Origin of the sequence: Mycobacterium sp. NPDC050041, from assembly GCF_049541695.1 — a bacterium.
GTDB lineage: Bacteria > Actinomycetota > Actinomycetes > Mycobacteriales > Mycobacteriaceae > Mycobacterium.
In genome coordinates this window covers 109,990-124,558 of record NZ_JBMVDG010000005.1, presented here as the reverse complement: position 1 = coordinate 124,558, position 14,569 = coordinate 109,990, and the positions used below count along the sequence as shown (strand labels likewise).

Annotated in this window: 18 protein-coding genes; 9 read left to right on the top strand and 9 right to left on the bottom strand. The window is 70.2% G+C overall.

Translation table 11 applies throughout. From position 1 onward, the window contains the following. Positions 1 to 5: 5 nt before the first annotated feature. The 4 genes from ACPCHZ_RS17255 to rplS all read right to left on the bottom strand — a co-directional run bounded on the left by ACPCHZ_RS17255 (position 6) and on the right by rplS (position 2,378). Complete coding sequence (locus tag ACPCHZ_RS17255; RefSeq protein WP_207358246.1) at positions 6 to 311, bottom strand: DUF2469 domain-containing protein; 306 nt, start codon at positions 309 to 311, stop codon at positions 6 to 8. A 40-nt stretch (positions 312 to 351) separates the two neighbouring features. Beyond that, the gene (locus tag ACPCHZ_RS17250) at positions 352 to 1,089 is read right to left on the bottom strand and encodes a ribonuclease HII (RefSeq protein WP_423485839.1); all 738 of its coding nucleotides are present in this window, start codon (positions 1,087 to 1,089) and stop codon (positions 352 to 354) included. Positions 1,090 to 1,130: 41 nt separating this feature from the next. Then, positions 1,131 to 1,937: a signal peptidase I gene (gene lepB / locus ACPCHZ_RS17245; protein ID WP_423486090.1), complete on the bottom strand. Its 807-nt coding sequence runs from the start codon at positions 1,935 to 1,937 to the stop codon at positions 1,131 to 1,133. Positions 1,938 to 2,036: 99 nt separating this feature from the next. Then, positions 2,037 to 2,378, bottom strand: coding sequence for a 50S ribosomal protein L19 (rplS, locus tag ACPCHZ_RS17240; RefSeq protein WP_364978604.1), 342 nt, complete (start codon positions 2,376 to 2,378; stop codon positions 2,037 to 2,039). 324 nt (positions 2,379 to 2,702) lie between these two features. Between rplS and ACPCHZ_RS17235 the strand changes: the two genes are divergently transcribed. Then, complete coding sequence (locus tag ACPCHZ_RS17235; RefSeq protein ID WP_423485838.1) at positions 2,703 to 3,635, top strand: hypothetical protein; 933 nt, start codon at positions 2,703 to 2,705, stop codon at positions 3,633 to 3,635. Here ACPCHZ_RS17235 and trmD read toward each other — a convergent pair. The 5 genes from trmD to ACPCHZ_RS17210 all read right to left on the bottom strand — a co-directional run bounded on the left by trmD (position 3,632) and on the right by ACPCHZ_RS17210 (position 6,232). Then, positions 3,632 to 4,318, bottom strand: a complete 687-nt coding sequence (gene trmD, locus ACPCHZ_RS17230) for a tRNA (guanosine(37)-N1)-methyltransferase TrmD (protein ID WP_423485837.1) — start codon at positions 4,316 to 4,318, stop codon at positions 3,632 to 3,634. The two genes, ACPCHZ_RS17235 and trmD, sit on opposite strands and share 4 nt — an antisense overlap. A 4-nt stretch (positions 4,319 to 4,322) precedes the next feature. Beyond that, positions 4,323 to 4,841 carry a ribosome maturation factor RimM gene (rimM, locus tag ACPCHZ_RS17225; RefSeq protein WP_423485836.1) on the bottom strand — a complete coding sequence of 173 codons (519 nt, stop codon included), beginning with the start codon at positions 4,839 to 4,841 and terminating at the stop codon, positions 4,323 to 4,325. A gap of 43 nt (positions 4,842 to 4,884) precedes the next feature. Beyond that, on the bottom strand, positions 4,885 to 5,124 hold the full coding sequence (locus tag ACPCHZ_RS17220) for an RNA-binding protein (RefSeq protein WP_364978592.1): 240 nt from the start codon (positions 5,122 to 5,124) through the stop codon (positions 4,885 to 4,887). An 8-nt stretch (positions 5,125 to 5,132) separates the two neighbouring features. Then, positions 5,133 to 5,648: a 30S ribosomal protein S16 gene (rpsP, locus tag ACPCHZ_RS17215; protein WP_423485835.1), complete on the bottom strand. Its 516-nt coding sequence runs from the start codon at positions 5,646 to 5,648 to the stop codon at positions 5,133 to 5,135. A 164-nt stretch (positions 5,649 to 5,812) separates the two neighbouring features. Next, positions 5,813 to 6,232, bottom strand: coding sequence for a nuclear transport factor 2 family protein (locus ACPCHZ_RS17210; RefSeq protein WP_423485834.1), 420 nt, complete (start codon positions 6,230 to 6,232; stop codon positions 5,813 to 5,815). Positions 6,233 to 6,417: 185 nt separating this feature from the next. On the opposite strand from ACPCHZ_RS17210, the gene ACPCHZ_RS17205 reads away from it, so the two are divergent. The 8 genes from ACPCHZ_RS17205 (at position 6,418) to ACPCHZ_RS17170 (ending at position 14,561) form a co-directional block, all read left to right on the top strand. Then, complete coding sequence (locus tag ACPCHZ_RS17205) at positions 6,418 to 7,350, top strand: ABC transporter substrate-binding protein (protein ID WP_423485833.1); 933 nt, start codon at positions 6,418 to 6,420, stop codon at positions 7,348 to 7,350. Beyond that, the gene (locus ACPCHZ_RS17200; protein ID WP_423485832.1) at positions 7,329 to 8,216 is read left to right on the top strand and encodes an ABC transporter permease; all 888 of its coding nucleotides are present in this window, start codon (positions 7,329 to 7,331) and stop codon (positions 8,214 to 8,216) included. The genes ACPCHZ_RS17205 and ACPCHZ_RS17200 overlap by 22 nt, the downstream gene beginning before the upstream one ends. After that, positions 8,213 to 8,959, top strand: coding sequence for an ABC transporter ATP-binding protein (locus ACPCHZ_RS17195; protein WP_423485831.1), 747 nt, complete (start codon positions 8,213 to 8,215; stop codon positions 8,957 to 8,959). The genes ACPCHZ_RS17200 and ACPCHZ_RS17195 overlap by 4 nt, the downstream gene beginning before the upstream one ends. After that, positions 8,934 to 10,541, top strand: coding sequence for an FAD-binding protein (locus ACPCHZ_RS17190; protein ID WP_423485830.1), 1,608 nt, complete (start codon positions 8,934 to 8,936; stop codon positions 10,539 to 10,541). The genes ACPCHZ_RS17195 and ACPCHZ_RS17190 overlap by 26 nt, the downstream gene beginning before the upstream one ends. Then, the gene (locus tag ACPCHZ_RS17185; RefSeq protein WP_423485829.1) at positions 10,538 to 10,951 is read left to right on the top strand and encodes a 4Fe-4S dicluster domain-containing protein; all 414 of its coding nucleotides are present in this window, start codon (positions 10,538 to 10,540) and stop codon (positions 10,949 to 10,951) included. The genes ACPCHZ_RS17190 and ACPCHZ_RS17185 overlap by 4 nt, the downstream gene beginning before the upstream one ends. A gap of 11 nt (positions 10,952 to 10,962) precedes the next feature. After that, positions 10,963 to 11,856: a D-alanyl-D-alanine carboxypeptidase family protein gene (locus ACPCHZ_RS17180; protein ID WP_423485828.1), complete on the top strand. Its 894-nt coding sequence runs from the start codon at positions 10,963 to 10,965 to the stop codon at positions 11,854 to 11,856. 114 nt (positions 11,857 to 11,970) lie between these two features. Then, positions 11,971 to 12,798 carry a D-alanyl-D-alanine carboxypeptidase family protein gene (locus tag ACPCHZ_RS17175; protein WP_423486089.1) on the top strand — a complete coding sequence of 276 codons (828 nt, stop codon included), beginning with the start codon at positions 11,971 to 11,973 and terminating at the stop codon, positions 12,796 to 12,798. A 71-nt stretch (positions 12,799 to 12,869) separates the two neighbouring features. Continuing rightward, positions 12,870 to 14,561 carry a DUF222 domain-containing protein gene (locus ACPCHZ_RS17170; RefSeq protein ID WP_423485827.1) on the top strand — a complete coding sequence of 564 codons (1,692 nt, stop codon included), beginning with the start codon at positions 12,870 to 12,872 and terminating at the stop codon, positions 14,559 to 14,561. Positions 14,562 to 14,569 lie beyond the last annotated feature (8 nt).

Sequence of the window (14,569 nt, the reverse complement as noted above, 5' to 3'; positions counted from 1 at the left end):
CCGCGTCACTCCGGCAGCCGTAGCTCCGGCTTCTCGACTTCCTCGATGTTGACGTCCTTGAAGGTGATCACCCGCACCTGCTTGACGAACCGCGCCGGCCGGTACATGTCCCAGACCCAGGCGTCGGAGAGCCGCAACTCGAAGTACACCTCGCCGTTGGCGTTGCGCGGCACCATCTCCACGCTGTTGGCGAGGTAGAACCGCCGTTCGGTCTCTACGACATAGCTGAACTGACCGACGATGTCCTTGTATTCGCGGTACAGCGAGAGCTCCATCTCGGTTTCGTACTTCTCGAGATCCTCGGCACTCATGCGCTGCGCTGTCCTTCTGCTCGGTTCATGTCATCTTTCCTCACCCGACGTCGCCCCGCTGCTCCGGCTCCAGATCCAGCGCGTCCAATACTCCGCCGGGGGCGTCCCGGACCACCACCTCGGTGCGGCTACCCGCGCGTCGCACGTTCACAAACGAATACCGGTGCTCGGGACACGGCCCCAACTCCGCCAGCGCCGCGGTGTGCGTCGACGTGCAGTAGCCCTTGTGCAGGGCGAACCCGTAACCGGGATGCTCGTCCTCCATCGCGACCATCAGCCGGTCCCGGCTCACCTTCGCCAGCACGCTCGCCGCCGCGATGCACGCCGCCGCGGCATCGCCGCCGATCACCGGGAGGGACGGCATCGGCAACCCCGGCACCCGGAACCCGTCGGACAGCACGTACCCCGGCCGCACCGGCAGGCCGGCCACCGCGCGGCGCATCCCCTCGATGTTGGCCACGTGCACACCGCGACGGTCGACCTCGGTCGAGGAGATGAACACCACGTGATAGGCCAGCGCGTAGCGGCGGATCAGCGGGAACAGCCGCTCGCGCTCCTTCTCGCCCAGCTTCTTGGAGTCGTCGAGCGCGGCCAGGCTCTCCAGCCGGTTCGGGCCGAGCACACACGCCGCGACGACCAGCGGACCGGCGCACGCACCGCGGCCCACCTCGTCGACGCCCGCGACGGGCCCCAGCCCACCGCGGTACAGCGCAGACTCGAGTGTGCGCAGTCCGGCGGACTTCCGCATCACCGCCCGGGGCGGCCAGGTCGCCGGCACGCTCAGCCTCCGCATCTCGCGCCGCGGCTCGATCGCCGCCGCTAGGAATCCGTCTGGGGGTCCACCGAGCCGACCCCGCCCCACCGAGACGGCGGCCACGCGATGAACCGCGCCTTGCCGATCACATTGTCCACCGGAACGGTGCCCGCCGTCGGGTCGCCCGTGCAGAGCAGCCCGCGCTGCGCGTCGGCCGGTTGGTTGCTGCAGTGCGCCCGGGAATCGGCGGAGTGGGTGCGGTTGTCGCCCATCACCCACACCCTGCCGTCGGGCACGGTGACCGGCCCGAACTCGTTGCCCAGGCAGGGGTAGATGGCGGGATCGGCCATCATGGTCTGCGGGTCGAGGTACGGCTCGGCGAGGCGCTTGCCGTTGACCGTGAGCCCGGTGGCGGCGCGGCATTCCACCGTCTGCCCGCCCGTGGCGATCACGCGCTTGACCAGATCGTTCTCGTCGGGCGGGACGAAGCCGACGAACGAGAGCGCGTTCTGCACCCAACGGATCGCGGTGTTGTCGGACCGGATCGACTTGTAGCCGATGTTCCAGTTCGGCGGGCCCTTGAACACCACGACGTCGCCGGGCTCTGGCTGGGTGAACCGGTAGGTCAGCTTGTCCACCATGATGCGGTCACCCACACAGCCGGGACATCCGTGCAGCGTCGGCTCCATGGACTCCGATGGGATCAGGTAGGGCCGCGCGACGAACGTCAGCATGACGTAGTACAGGACCAGCGCGATGGCGACGAGGATCGCGCCCTCGCGCAGCGCGCCGCGCTTGCGGTCCGGCTTGTCCTGCTCGCGATCCGGCTCTCGGTCCGGTCCCGCTTCACCGCTGACGGTGTCCTCGGCCATCCCGTCGGCTGGAGGGTCGGCGGGCTCGCTGGATCGGGTCACCAGGTCAGACTAGCCAGCGTGGCGTGCAGACCGCCGCAGCGGCCACAGCGCGGCAAGTCAGCGCTTTTCCTTGATCTTCGCCTTCTTGCCACGCAGTTCGCGCAGGTAGTAAAGCTTGGCCCGGCGGACATCGCCGCGGGTGACCACGTCGACGTGGTCGACGTTGGGCGAGTGCACCGGGAAGGTGCGCTCGACGCCGACGCCGTAGCTCTCCTTGCGCACGGTGAAGGTCTCGCGGACCCCGCCGCCCTGACGGCGGATGACCACACCCTTGAAGACCTGGATGCGCTCCTTGGACCCCTCGATGACCTTCACGTGGACATTGATGGTGTCGCCGGGGCCGAAAGCCGGGATGTCGTCGCGCAGCGACGTCTGGTCGACGAAGTCCAGCGTGTTCATCGGTGACACTTCCTTGTTTGTTCGCGGCGTCGGGGCAGGCTGTCGCAGTGCGGCGCGCCACCGTGCCGGGGTGTTCCGGGCGTTTCGAGGTGTATCACGCAGCACACGGCAGAAACCGGCCGCTGCGGACAACTGCTCAATTGTGCCAGACGGGCACCTGTGCAGTGAAATCGCCGGTCGATCCGGGTGCGGACGGCCGACCGCGCCGGTGCGAAAACGGCGGGCAGGCGTGCCGCAGGCCGACCCGTTAGGCTTGAACCACCGGCCAGGGGGCGACGATGCGACCGCCGGTTCCCACGACTTCCGAGTATGCCGAGGAGAGATATGCGACGGCCGTGCAGGGTCGTGACGGCCGGCGCAGCCCTCGTGGTCGCGGCGCTCACGGTCTCCGGGTGCGAGGCGCGGGTGTACGGCACGCCACCGCCGCCGGCCGACGCCCCGCACCTGACCGTGGTGGCCCCGGAAGGCAGCCTGGCTCCCCTGCCCATCGCGCCGCCCGACCAGCCCGCCGCCACCTTCGACGGCCTGGCCGACCGGGCCCAGCAGGCCACCGCGGAGGCCGCCGACGCCGGAGCCGACATCACCGCCCTGGTGCTCGACCGCAACACCGGCCTGACGGTGTCCAACGGCAACACCCGCGGCATCGCCATCGCGTCGGTGGTCAAGCTGTTCATCGCCGACGAGATGCTGCGCAGCGAGGAGCCGCTGTCGCCGGAGGACCGCACGTTGTTCGACGCCATGCTGCGCAAGTCCGATGACAGTGCCGCCGAGGTGTTCTGGAATCGCTACGGCGCCAGCTCGATCGTCACGAAGGTGGCTGCCCGCTACGGGCTGGGCGGCACCCGTCCGCCGAGCAACGGCCTCTGGTACAACACCATCAGCACGGCCGCCGATCTGGTGCGCTTCTACGACATGCTGCTCTCCGGTGCGGGCGGGCTGGCTCCCGACAAGGTCGACATGATCGTCGGCGACCTGTTCTCGGCGGCGCCGACCGGCCTCGACGGAACCCAGCCCGGCGGAACCTATCCTCAGCGCTTCGGCATCCCCGACGGGTTGCCGGGCGAGCGGGTCGGCTACAAGCAGGGCTGGATGTGCTGCGTCGGGTCGGACTGGATGCACCTGTCCACCGGCATCATCGGCGAGGACCGGCGCTACGTCATGGTGGTCGGCTCCGACCAGCCCACCGGCGCGCCCGCCGCCCGCGAGACCATCACGCAATTCGTCCGGACGATGTTCCCCGGCGGCCGGATCTCCTAGGAGTCGCCGCCGAGCAGGTCGGGCCTGCGGTCCTTCGTGCGCTGCACCGCCTGTTCGCGCCGCCACGCGGCGATCTTCGCGTGATCGCCCGACAGCAGCACGTCGGGCACCGCCAGGTCACGCCACACCGGCGGGCGGGTGTAGCTGGGTCCCTCCAGCAGCCCGTCGGAGTGCGAGTCGTCCCGGTGCGACGCCGGATTGCCCAGCACGTTGGGCAGCAGCCGGACCACCGCCTCGACCATCACGACAGTCGCGGACTCGCCGCCGGTGAGCACGTAGTCGCCGATCGACACCTCCTCGACCCGCATGCGCCTCGCCGCGTCGTCGGCCACCCGCTGGTCGATGCCCTCGTAGCGGCCGCAGGCGAACACCAGGTGCCGTTCTGTGGTCCACCGCTGCGCCGTGGCCTGGTCGAACAGCCGGCCGGCAGGCGTCGGGACGACCAACAGGGTGTCGTCGGTGCAGATCTCGTCGAGCGCGTCGCCCCACACCGGCGCCCTCATCACCATGCCGGGGCCGCCACCGTAGGGCGAGTCGTCCACCGACCGGTGCACGTCGTGGGTCCACCGCCGCAGGTCGTGTACGCCGAACTGGATGTGGCCGGCCTCGATTGCCCTGCCGGGCAACGACTCCCGTAGCGGGTCGAGGAAACGCGGGAAGATCGTGATGACGTCTATCCGCATGCCGTCAGTTCATCTCCAGCAGGCCCTCGGGCGGGTCGATCTCGACATACCCGTCGGTCAACGACACCGAGGTGACGATGGCGGCCACGAACGGCACGAGCACCTCCGCGCCGCCGGAACGGCGCACCGCGAGCAGCTCACCACCGGCGGTGTGCAGCACCTCGGTCACGGTGCCGACCTCGAGACCCCCGACGGTGCGCACGGTGAGGCCCTCGAGCTGGTGGTCGTAGTACTCGTCGGGCTCCTCGATCGGCGGCAGGTCCGCGGAGTCGACGAGGAACACCGTGCCGCGCAGTGCGTCGGCGGCGGTGCGGTCCGCCACGCCCTGCACCCGGACCAGCAGCCGCCCGCCGTGCGGACGCACCGACTCGACGACGTACTCGCGTTCGGCGCCGGTCCTGGGCCGGCCGCGCAGCCGGGCGCCGGCGACGAAACGGCCCTCGGGGTCGTCGGTGCGGACGTCGACGACGAACTCCCCCGTCACGCCGTGCGCCTTGGCGACACGACCGACTACCAGGTCCATCGTGATCCCCGAGTCGTTTCGGCCCTGCCCAGCGGCAGGGGGGCTACTGGTCGGTGTCCACCACGTCGACGCGGATACCCCGGCCGCCGATCGCGGCGACCAGGGTGCGCAGCGCCGTCGCGGTTCGCCCGCCGCGGCCGATCACCTTGCCCAGATCGTCGGGATGGACGTGCACCTCGACGGTGCGGCCGCGCCGGTTGGTCACCAGGTCGACCTGCACGTCGTCCGGGTTGTCCACGATCCCCCGAACCAGATGCTCGACGGCGTCGACGACGACAGTCACGGCCCCGCTCAGCTCTCGGCGTCGGCGGTGGCGCCGGCGATGGTGGCGTCAGCGCCCTCGGCCGCGGGCTCGGACTTGTCGGCCGAACCGGACGGGTCGGCGGTCGCCTCGATGTCGGACGCGGCCTTCTTGGCGGGCGCCTTCTTCTTCTTGGGCTGGGTGGCCTCGGCGCCGGAGCCGCCGTCGGCCTCCGCGAGCGCCGCGTTGAACAGGTCGAGCTTGCTGGGCTTGGGCTCCTTGACCTTCAGAGTGCCCTCCGCGCCGGGCAGACCCTTGAACTTCTGCCAGTCGCCGGTGATCTTCAGCAGAGCGAGGACGGGTTCGGTGGGCTGGGCACCGACACCGAGCCAGTACTGCGCGCGCTCCGAGTCGATCTCGATGAGGCTCGGCTCTTCCTTCGGGTGGTACCGGCCGATGACCTCGATGGACCGGCCGTCGCGGCGGTTGCGTGCGTCGGCGACGGCGATGCGGTACTGGGGGTTGCGAATCTTGCCGAAACGGGCAAGTTTGATCTTGACAGCCATGGTGTGGCGATTCTCCTGTGTCTGCCACGCTTGCAATTCAAGCGACGCGTGCGGGATGCCCGGTCCGGTTTTGCCTTGCGTGTGTGACCACCGGGCGGCCGTGGTCGCCCGGTAGACAGCCGCCCATTGTGCCAGAACCGACAGGTCAAGCGGAAATCACGGCGTCACTGCTTGTCGAAGCACTTCACCTCGACGCGCCTGCTCATCCGCCAGCCTGCCTCGGCGCGGACGAACTCGTCCTCGTACCAGAGGCCGATCAGCATGGTGGTCGGCTGTTCGCCGGCGAACACCATCGGGTTGAAGCAGAACGTGCGGGCGGTCGCGGTATCACCGTCGAGATGGATGGCGGGCAGCCCCAGCATGTGGGCGTAGCCGCTGAAGAACTTCGGCAGCACATCGGCCAGCCAGGGCTTGATCTCCGGGTAGCGGCCGTCGATCCCACCGGTAGCCCGGTAGTCGATGTAGGCGTCGGGCACGAACACCTGGTCCAGCTCATCGAATCGTCGCCGGTCGATCGCCTCCGAGTAGGTGATCAGCAACTGCTGGATCTCCAGCCGGTCCGAGATCTCCGCCTGCGACAACATGGGGTCATTCAACACGACCGCCGCGGCCGGTGATCTTGCGGTCAACGTGATTCAAAGGATCGACCGGACCCGCCGATCGACGTGTACTACAGCAAGCCCTCGAAACGGCCCCGCCGACGCCGCGTTCCCGCGCGTCACCACACCCTCGGAGTTCTCCTGTGTTCAAACGTCTTTCACGCCTCGCCGTGGCATCAGCAGTTCTCCTCGCGACGGTGGTCGCCTGCGCCGACGACAACGGCGGCTCGGGCTACACCCTGCGCATCGGCGCCACCTCCCCCACCGGGACGCCCGCCGGATCGCTGGGATGGGGCGACAAAGAGGGCATCCTCTCCGAGCAGCTCAAGGCCGCAGGCGTCGACAAGATCGAGTACTCGTTCTTCCAGTCCGGTAGCGATGTCGCCTCGGCGCTGTTCGCCGGAGCCGTCGACGTGGCCGCCATCGGTGACAACCCCGCCCTGCGCGCCCGCAGCAGGGATCCGAAAGTCGTTCTGCTGAGCCTTGACTCGATCAACGGGGACGCGTATCTGGTGGGCGCAAGGGGCGGACCGACCGACATCGCAGGCCTGGTCGGCAAGTCGGTCACCGCGCCGCAGGGCACCATCCGGGACCGGGCAGCCAAGCAGCTGATCGCCGCCGCCGGGCTCACCGGCAAGATCGAGGTCCGCGACGTGCCAACACCCGAGTCCATCGCCGGGTTGAGCTCGGGCCAGATCGACGCCACCGTCGTCACCGGTGCCAGCGCGATCGAACTGCAGAACAAGGGCTTCCCCATCATCGACAGCCTGTCGCGGCACGACTTCGGCAGCACCGGGACCAACATCGCACTCACCACGTTCACCGAGGCGCACCCCGAGTTCGCCGACGCCTGGCGCAAGGCCGTCACCGCGGTCAACGCCGACATCACCGAGAACTTCGACGCCTACCTCGCCTGGGTCGCCCAGACCGACGGCACACAACTGGACTTCGTCAAGGAGGCGACGAAGAAGGACGAGTTCAACACCGAACCGTTCCCCGCCGAGGGCGTGGACCAGCTCGAGGCCGCGTACGAATTCCTCAATGCGGACGGCTCACTGGAGAACGAGTACTCGGTACGTGAGTGGGCCGGGGCCAAGCAGTGACGGCCGCGGTCGCGCAGGCACGCCCGGGTGCCCCGGCACCCGAGCTGATCGACGTCGTCGCCGGGCAGCGCCGCCGGCGCGGCGTGTGGGCCCGCATCCCGCGCCCGGTGCGCCGCATGGTGAGCCCGGTGCTGATCCTGGCGGCGTGGACCATCGGGTCGACCACCGGTCTGCTCAACCAGGATCTGTTCCCCAATCCGGCGCACGTCGCCACCACCGCGTGGCGACTGCTGTCCGACGGCCAGCTCGCCCTGCACGTCGGTGCGTCGGCGACCCGGGTGCTGACCGGCACCGTGCTGGGCATCCTGCTCGGTGTGCTGCTGGCGGTGCTGGCGGGCCTCACCCGCACCGGGGAGGACCTGCTCGACTGGACGATGCAGATCCTCAAGGCCGTACCCAATTTCGCGCTCACCCCGCTGTTGATCATCTGGATGGGTATCGGCGAGGGCCCCAAGATCGTCCTCATCACCCTCGGCGTCGCGATCGCCATCTACATCAACACCTACGCGGGAATCCGCGGTGTGGACCAGCAGCTGGTCGAGATGGCCCAGACCCTCGAGGCGCGCAGATTCACGCTGATCACCCAGGTCATCCTGCCGGGTGCGATGCCGAACTTCCTTGTCGGCCTTCGCCTGGGCCTGTCCAGCGCATGGCTGAGCCTGATCTTCGCCGAGATGATCAACACCACCGAGGGCATCGGCTTCCTGATGTCGCGGGCGCAGACCAATCTGCAGTTCGACGTCTCCCTGCTGGTGATCGTGATCTACGCGGTGGCGGGCCTGGCGTCCTACTCGCTGGTGCGGGTGCTGGAACGGGTGCTGCTGTCCTGGCGCAACGGCTTCACCGGTTTCGAAGGCACGGCATGAGCGCTCCGGTGGTGACCGTCCGGGGCCTGCGACGCGCATTCGGCGCGCAACGGGTGCTCGACGACCTCGACCTCGACATCGCCGACGGCGAGTTCGTGGCGATGCTGGGCCGTTCCGGCTCCGGCAAGAGCACCCTGCTGCGAATCCTGGCCGGTCTCGACGACCAGGTGACCGGATCGGTGGTGGCGCCGCGGTCACGGGCCGTGGTGTTCCAGAATCCGCGGCTGCTGCCCTGGCGCCGGGCGCTGCCGAACGTGACCTTCGCCCTGACCGACCGCGGGCCGGACACGCCGAGCCGTACCGACCGTGGCCGCGCGGCACTGGCCGAGGTGGGCCTGACCGACAAGGCCGGCGCGTGGCCGCTGTCGCTGTCCGGCGGTGAGGCCCAGCGGGTCGCGCTGGCGCGCGCGCTGGTCCGCGAACCCGACCTGATGCTGCTCGACGAGCCGTTCGGGGCGCTCGACGCGCTCACCCGGATCAAGATGTACAAGCTGCTGCACGAACTCTGGGCGCGCAGGCGGATGGCGGTCCTGCACGTCACCCACGACGTCGACGAGGCGATCCTGCTGGCCGACCGGGTGGTGGTGCTCTCCGGCGGTCGGGTGTCGCTGGATCGACCTGTCGGACTGCCGTTTCCGCGCACCCGAGGCGACGCGGGCTTCGCCGAACTGCGCGCCGACCTGCTCGCCGAACTCGGGGTCCGCGAGGAGGTGGGCGATGACCGGCACGACGCCGTCTCCTGACGTCCACGACACCGACGTCCTCGTGCTCGGCGGCGGTCCCGCCGCGACGTGGGCGGCGATCTCCGCGGCCGAGAGCGGCAGCCGGGTCACGCTGGTGGACAAGGGTTATTGCGGAACGAGCGGGGCCACCGCCGCCGGGGGCAACAATCTGTGGCTGGTGCCGCCGGGGACGCAGCGGGACGACGCGGTCCGCCGCCATCAGGCCGTAGCGGGCGGCATCACCGACGAGGACTGGATGTCGCGGGTGCTCGCCACCTCCTGGGAGCGCATCGAGCACCTGGCGCAGTGGGGCTACCCGTTCCCGGTCGGCCCCGACGGGGAACCGCTGCGGAGCAGCCTCCAGGGACCCGAGTACATGCGACGGATGCGGCGAAGGGCCCACCGCAGTGGCGTACGGATCCTCGACCACCATCCCGCTCTCCAGCTGACCACCGACCGCGACGGCGCCGTCGACGGCGCCGCGGGCATCGCCCGGCAGGACGGCGGCAGGCCGTGGCGGATCACCGCGGGTGCGGTGGTGGTGGCCACCGGCGGCACCGCCTTCCTGTCCGGGACGTTCGGCACCAACGTCGACACCGGCGACGGACTGCTGATGGCCGCCGAGCGCGGTGCACAGCTGTCCGGCATGGAGTTCAGCAGCGCCTACGCGCTGGCGCCGGAGTGGGGCGTGCACACCAAGGGCCGGATGCTGCAGTGGGGCAGCTTCTACGACGAGGCCGGGCAGCCGCTGGCCACCCGGCCCGGCCTGACCGGCCGGCAGGACGCCCAGTGGGCGCTGGCGCACGGCAGGCGGGTGTTCGCCCGGCTCGACCGCGCTCCGGCACATGTCCGGCAGACGATGCGCGACGCGCAGCCCAATTACTTCCTGCCGCTGGACAAGGCGGGCATCGACCCGTTCCGCACCGCCTATCCGGTGCGGATGGTCTACGAGGGCAGCGTGCGCGGCACCGGTGGTCTGCGGATCATCGGCCCCGATTGTGCGACAACGGTTCCCGGCGTGTTCGCTGCGGGCGACGCCGCGACGCGCGAACTGGTCACGGGCGCGGTCAGCGGAGGCGGTAGCCGCAACGGATCCTGGGCGATCGCCTCCGGGACGTTCGCGGGGCACGGCGCCGCCGAGTTCAGCAGGCGCCGCAGGGCCGAGCCTGCCGCGGTCGCCTCCGGCTCCGTCCGGGGCGGCAGCGGCGCACCCACCGTCGACGAGGTGGTCCTCGCGGTGCAGTCGCACATTCTGCCGCCGATGCGCAGCTACCTGAAGTCGGCGGACCGGCTCCGTGAGTCGGCGGCGGCGCTGGAGACACTGTGGCGCGACGTGTCCGGCGGTCTGGCGCCGCTGCCCGACCGGGAGGCCTACAAGGCGCGTCAGGCGGTGGCGCTGGTGGCGATCGCCCGCTGGATCACCGCCGCGTCACTGGCCCGGCAGGAGAGCCGCGGCCTGCACCGTCGAGAGGACCTCCCCGACACGTCTCCGGCGTTCACGCACCGCATCCTCGTCGGCGGTCTCGACGAGGTGTGGACCGCGACCGATCCGGTCGCAACGGGGTCCGCGGCCGACCCGGTGGCGGCGGGGAGGTGCGCGTGATCGAGATCGTCAGCGCGCAGGCCTGCATCGCCTGCGACATCTGCATCAAGGTCTGCCCCACCGACGTCTTCGACCGCGGGCCGGACGGGGTACCGACGATCGCCCGTCAGGGTGACTGCCAGACCTGCTTCATGTGCGAGGCGTACTGCCCCGCCGACGCCCTGTACGTGTCCCCCGCGGCGACGCCCGTCGCGGCGGACAGCCCGCACGCCGACGAACACGCGGTCGCCCGGTCCGGCCTGCTCGGCGGGTACCGACGGATGGTCGGCTGGGGCCGGGGCCGGGAGGCCGGGGCACGCAAGGACAGGAACCCGCTGCTGTCGGCGGTGCCACCGCTGCCCGAATCCGCGCTGCCCGTCCCGGCGCCGGTCTGCGACCAGATGTGGAACCACCCGCAACCGTCGGGTTAGGCTCACCGCCCATGGGGAGGCTATTGGCGGCTGTGACCGCCGCGCTGTGTCTGTTCGCTTCGAGCGCGACGACGACCACGGTGACGGCGTCGGCCGTGCCCGCGGTGGGCGTCAGCCAGCCGACCGGTTCGCTCCCCATCCCCGACGGCCCCGCCCAGGCCTGGGTGGTGGCCGACATGGACACCGGCCGCGTGCTCGCCGGCCGCGAGCAGAACACCCGCTACGCCCCGGCCAGCACCATCAAGGTGCTGCTGGCACAGGTGGTCCTCGACGAGGTGCCACTGGACTCGACGATCGTCGCCGACGAGGCCGACACCAGGGTCGAGTGCAACTGCGCCGGCGTGCAGCCCGGCCACGTGTACACCGCCCGTCAGCTGCTGGAGGCGCTGCTGCTGGTCTCCGGCAACGACGCGGCCAACACGCTGGCCCGGATGGTCGGTGGCGCGGACGCCGCGGTCGCGAAGATGAACGCGAAGGCGGCGGCGCTCGGCGCGCACGGGACCAACGCGGTCACCCCGTCCGGACTGGACGGCCCGGGCATGCCGTTCTGGTCGACACCGCACGACCTCGCGGTCATCTTCCGGGCGGCGATGGCCAACCCGGTGTTCGCACAGATCACGGCCATGCCGTCGACGGTGTTCTTCACCAAGGCCGGCGACGCCGTGCTTATCAACCAGGACGAACTGCTGCACCGCTATCCGGGTGCGATCGGCGGCAAGACCGGCTTCACCGACATCGCGCGCAAGACCTTCGTGGGCGCCGCACAGCGCGACGGCCGCAGGTTGGTGGTCTCGATGATGTACGGGCTGGTCAAAGAGGGCGGGCCAACGTACTGGGATCAGGCCGCGGCCCTCTTCGACTGGGGTTTCGCGCTCAACCGTGACGCGGGAGTCGGCGCGCTGTAACCCGCGGCCGGCGTCGTCACACCTGTCGACACCGAGCTGCAATGGCTTCGAGACGATTTCGATGCGGCGGCAACACTACGCTCGGCGGCCGTGGCCACGTCGCGCGAGCGTTTCCTGGCGCGCACGCTGGTAGCGGCGCTCGCCGTCCCGATCCTGGCGGTGGTGCCCGCCCCGGCCGCCGCGGCGGACCCCGTCGGGGTGGCCCCCGCGGGTGCCGTGTCGCTGCCCGAAGGCCCGGCGCAGTCGTGGTTGCTCGCGGATCTGGACTCCGGGCGGGTACTGGCCAGCCGCAACCCTCATGAGCCGCACGCACCGGCCAGCACCATCAAGATCCTGCTGGCCACGGTGGTGCTCGACCATCTGCGGCCGGACAACTTCGCTCGCGCCAACCAGTCGCACACACAGGTCGAATGCTCCTGTGTCGGGCTGAAACCCGGCCAGCCGTACACCACCCGCCAGCTGCTGGAGGCACTGCTGATGGTGTCGGGCAACGATGCGGCGAACATGCTGGCCGACATGCTCGGCGGCCAGCGGGTCGCGGTGGCGGCGATGAACCGCAAGGCCGCGAGTGTCGGTGCGCGCAGCACCAGGGCCTCGTCGCCGTCGGGACTCGACGGGCCGGGATGGGAATCCATCACCACCGCGCACGACCTCGCGCTGATCACCCGGGCGGCGCTGCGCTATCCGCTGATCGCCCACATCATGGCGCAGCCGTCGGCGCAGTTCCCCGGCAAGACGATCACCAACCAGAACGAACTGCTCAGCCGCTACCCGGGCGATCTGGGCGGCAAGACCGGCTTCACCAACCTCGCCCGCAAGACCTACGTCGGCGCCGCCCAGCGGGGCAACCGCCGCCTGGTGGTGACTCAGATGTACGGCAGCGGGGACCTCTACGGTCAGGCGACCGGCCTGTTCGATTGGGGCTTCGCCCAAGCCGCGTAGTCCCACCTGCGTTGGGAACGAGGCTTCGCTTCGAGGGTGATGTGTCAGAGCGGCAGAGTAAAATTGAACACATGTTCGAAGCGCTGCCGCCGGAGATGGACGAGCTGCCCGAGTCGGCCGATGCCGAGGTGTGCGAGGCGATCACTGGCTGGGCGCGCATCGAAGCCGCCGCCTGCGCACGCAAACACGCCGCGATGGCCGAACTGTTCACCCGCCGCACCGGCTGTGACACCGCCGAGGACCGCAACATCTGGTGGGTCGACCCCGACGCGGCCGTCGGCGCTGAGATCGGCGCCGCGCAGAACATCAGCAGCGGCCTGGCTTTGTTCCAGACCCACCGCGCCGTCGCCCTGCGCGACCGCCTCCCCCGGGTCGCCGCCCTCTTCGCCGACGGCCAGATCACCGAACTCCTGGTCCGCACCCTGGTGTCACGCACCAACCTCATCACCGACCCCGACGTCATGGCCAAGGTCGACACCGAGCTGGCCGCCCAGGCCCGCCGCTTCGGACCGCAATCGGCCAAGAAGACCGAAGCCGCCATCGACGCCGTCGTGGAAATGCACGACGCCGGCGCCGTGCGCCGCGTCCGCACCGCCATGCGTCGCCGCGACGTCGTCACCAGCACCGACGGCGAAGAGCCCGGTATGGCCTCGGTCTGGGCGCGGCTCTACGCCGGGGATGCCAACGGCCTGGCACACCGCCTCGACGAAATGGCCCGCGCCGTATGCGACGACGACCCCCGCACCCTGAGCGAACGCCGCGCCGACGCCCTGGGCGCCCTCGGTGCCGGCGCAACAATCCTGGCCTGCGCCTGCGGCAACACCGACTGCCCCGCCACCAGCGACACCCCCACCCCCACCCGCAACACCATCGTCTACGTCATCACCGACGAGAGCGAGGGTGGCGGCGAGGCAGGCACGGACGATGACGACGCAACAGACACTGATGCGGGCGCGGGTGAGGCGGGCGACGCGGACGAGGTACGCGAGGCGGGCGGTGCTACCTATGCCGAGTGCCGGCCACCTCACGGTGAAACCCCCGACCCCGGAACGCCACCCGACGACACCGCCACCGCCGCCGGCACCGCCCAACCGGCACCCGCCGCTGACGCCGATCCGGCGCCCGAACCGGCGCCCGCTCAGAAGTCACAGTGCCGGCGGCCCATGGCGTTCGTGCTGGGCGCCGGGATACTGCCCACCGCGCTGCTGGCCGAGACCACCGGCACAGCCCGACGCCGCACTGTCCGCCACCCCGGCGACGCCGCACCCGAACCCCGCTACACCCCCTCACGTGCCCTCGCCGATTACATCCGGTGCCGCGACCTGACCTGCCGCTTCCCCGGCTGCGACAAACCCGCCGACCGCGCCGACATCGACCACACCATCCCCTACCCCGCCGGACCCACCCACGCCTCGAACCTCAAGTGCCTGTGCAGGTTTCACCATCTTCTGAAAACCTTCTGGTGCGGGCCATCGGGATGGACCGACGTGCAATACCCCGACGGCACCATCGTGTGGACCGCACCCACCGGCCACACCTACACCACCCGCCCCGGCAGCGCCCTGATCTTCCCCACCCTGTGCCGACCCACCGGCAACCTACCCTCACCACCGCCAGGCACATTGCCGGACAACATATTCCGCGGCGTCAAGATGCCCACCCGCCGACGCACCCGCGCCCAGAACCGCGCCGAACGCATCGCCGCCGAACGCAAACTCAACGACGACCACGTCGCCGAACGCAACAAACCCCCACCCTTTTGAGGGCAGTG

Bases quoted from the DNA above. Each gene is read 5' to 3' on its own strand.
- ACPCHZ_RS17210 (WP_423485834.1), bottom strand. From the start codon at position 6,232: ATGTTGTCGCAGGCGGAGATCTCGGACCGGCTGGAGATCCAGCAGTTG.
- ACPCHZ_RS17180 (WP_423485828.1), top strand. From the start codon at position 10,963: ATGGGGAGGCTATTGGCGGCTGTGACCGCCGCGCTGTGTCTGTTCGCT.
- trmD (WP_423485837.1), bottom strand. From the start codon at position 4,318: ATGCGGATAGACGTCATCACGATCTTCCCGCGTTTCCTCGACCCGCTA.
- rimM (WP_423485836.1), bottom strand. From the start codon at position 4,841: ATGGACCTGGTAGTCGGTCGTGTCGCCAAGGCGCACGGCGTGACGGGG.
- rplS (WP_364978604.1), bottom strand. From the start codon at position 2,378: ATGAACACGCTGGACTTCGTCGACCAGACGTCGCTGCGCGACGACATC.
- ACPCHZ_RS17235 (WP_423485838.1), top strand. From the start codon at position 2,703: ATGCGACGGCCGTGCAGGGTCGTGACGGCCGGCGCAGCCCTCGTGGTC.
- ACPCHZ_RS17170 (WP_423485827.1), top strand. From the start codon at position 12,870: ATGTTCGAAGCGCTGCCGCCGGAGATGGACGAGCTGCCCGAGTCGGCC.
- ACPCHZ_RS17190 (WP_423485830.1), top strand. From the start codon at position 8,934: ATGACCGGCACGACGCCGTCTCCTGACGTCCACGACACCGACGTCCTC.
- rpsP (WP_423485835.1), bottom strand. From the start codon at position 5,648: ATGGCTGTCAAGATCAAACTTGCCCGTTTCGGCAAGATTCGCAACCCC.
- ACPCHZ_RS17255 (WP_207358246.1), bottom strand. From the start codon at position 311: ATGAGTGCCGAGGATCTCGAGAAGTACGAAACCGAGATGGAGCTCTCG.
- ACPCHZ_RS17195 (WP_423485831.1), top strand. From the start codon at position 8,213: ATGAGCGCTCCGGTGGTGACCGTCCGGGGCCTGCGACGCGCATTCGGC.
- lepB (WP_423486090.1), bottom strand. From the start codon at position 1,937: ATGGCCGAGGACACCGTCAGCGGTGAAGCGGGACCGGACCGAGAGCCG.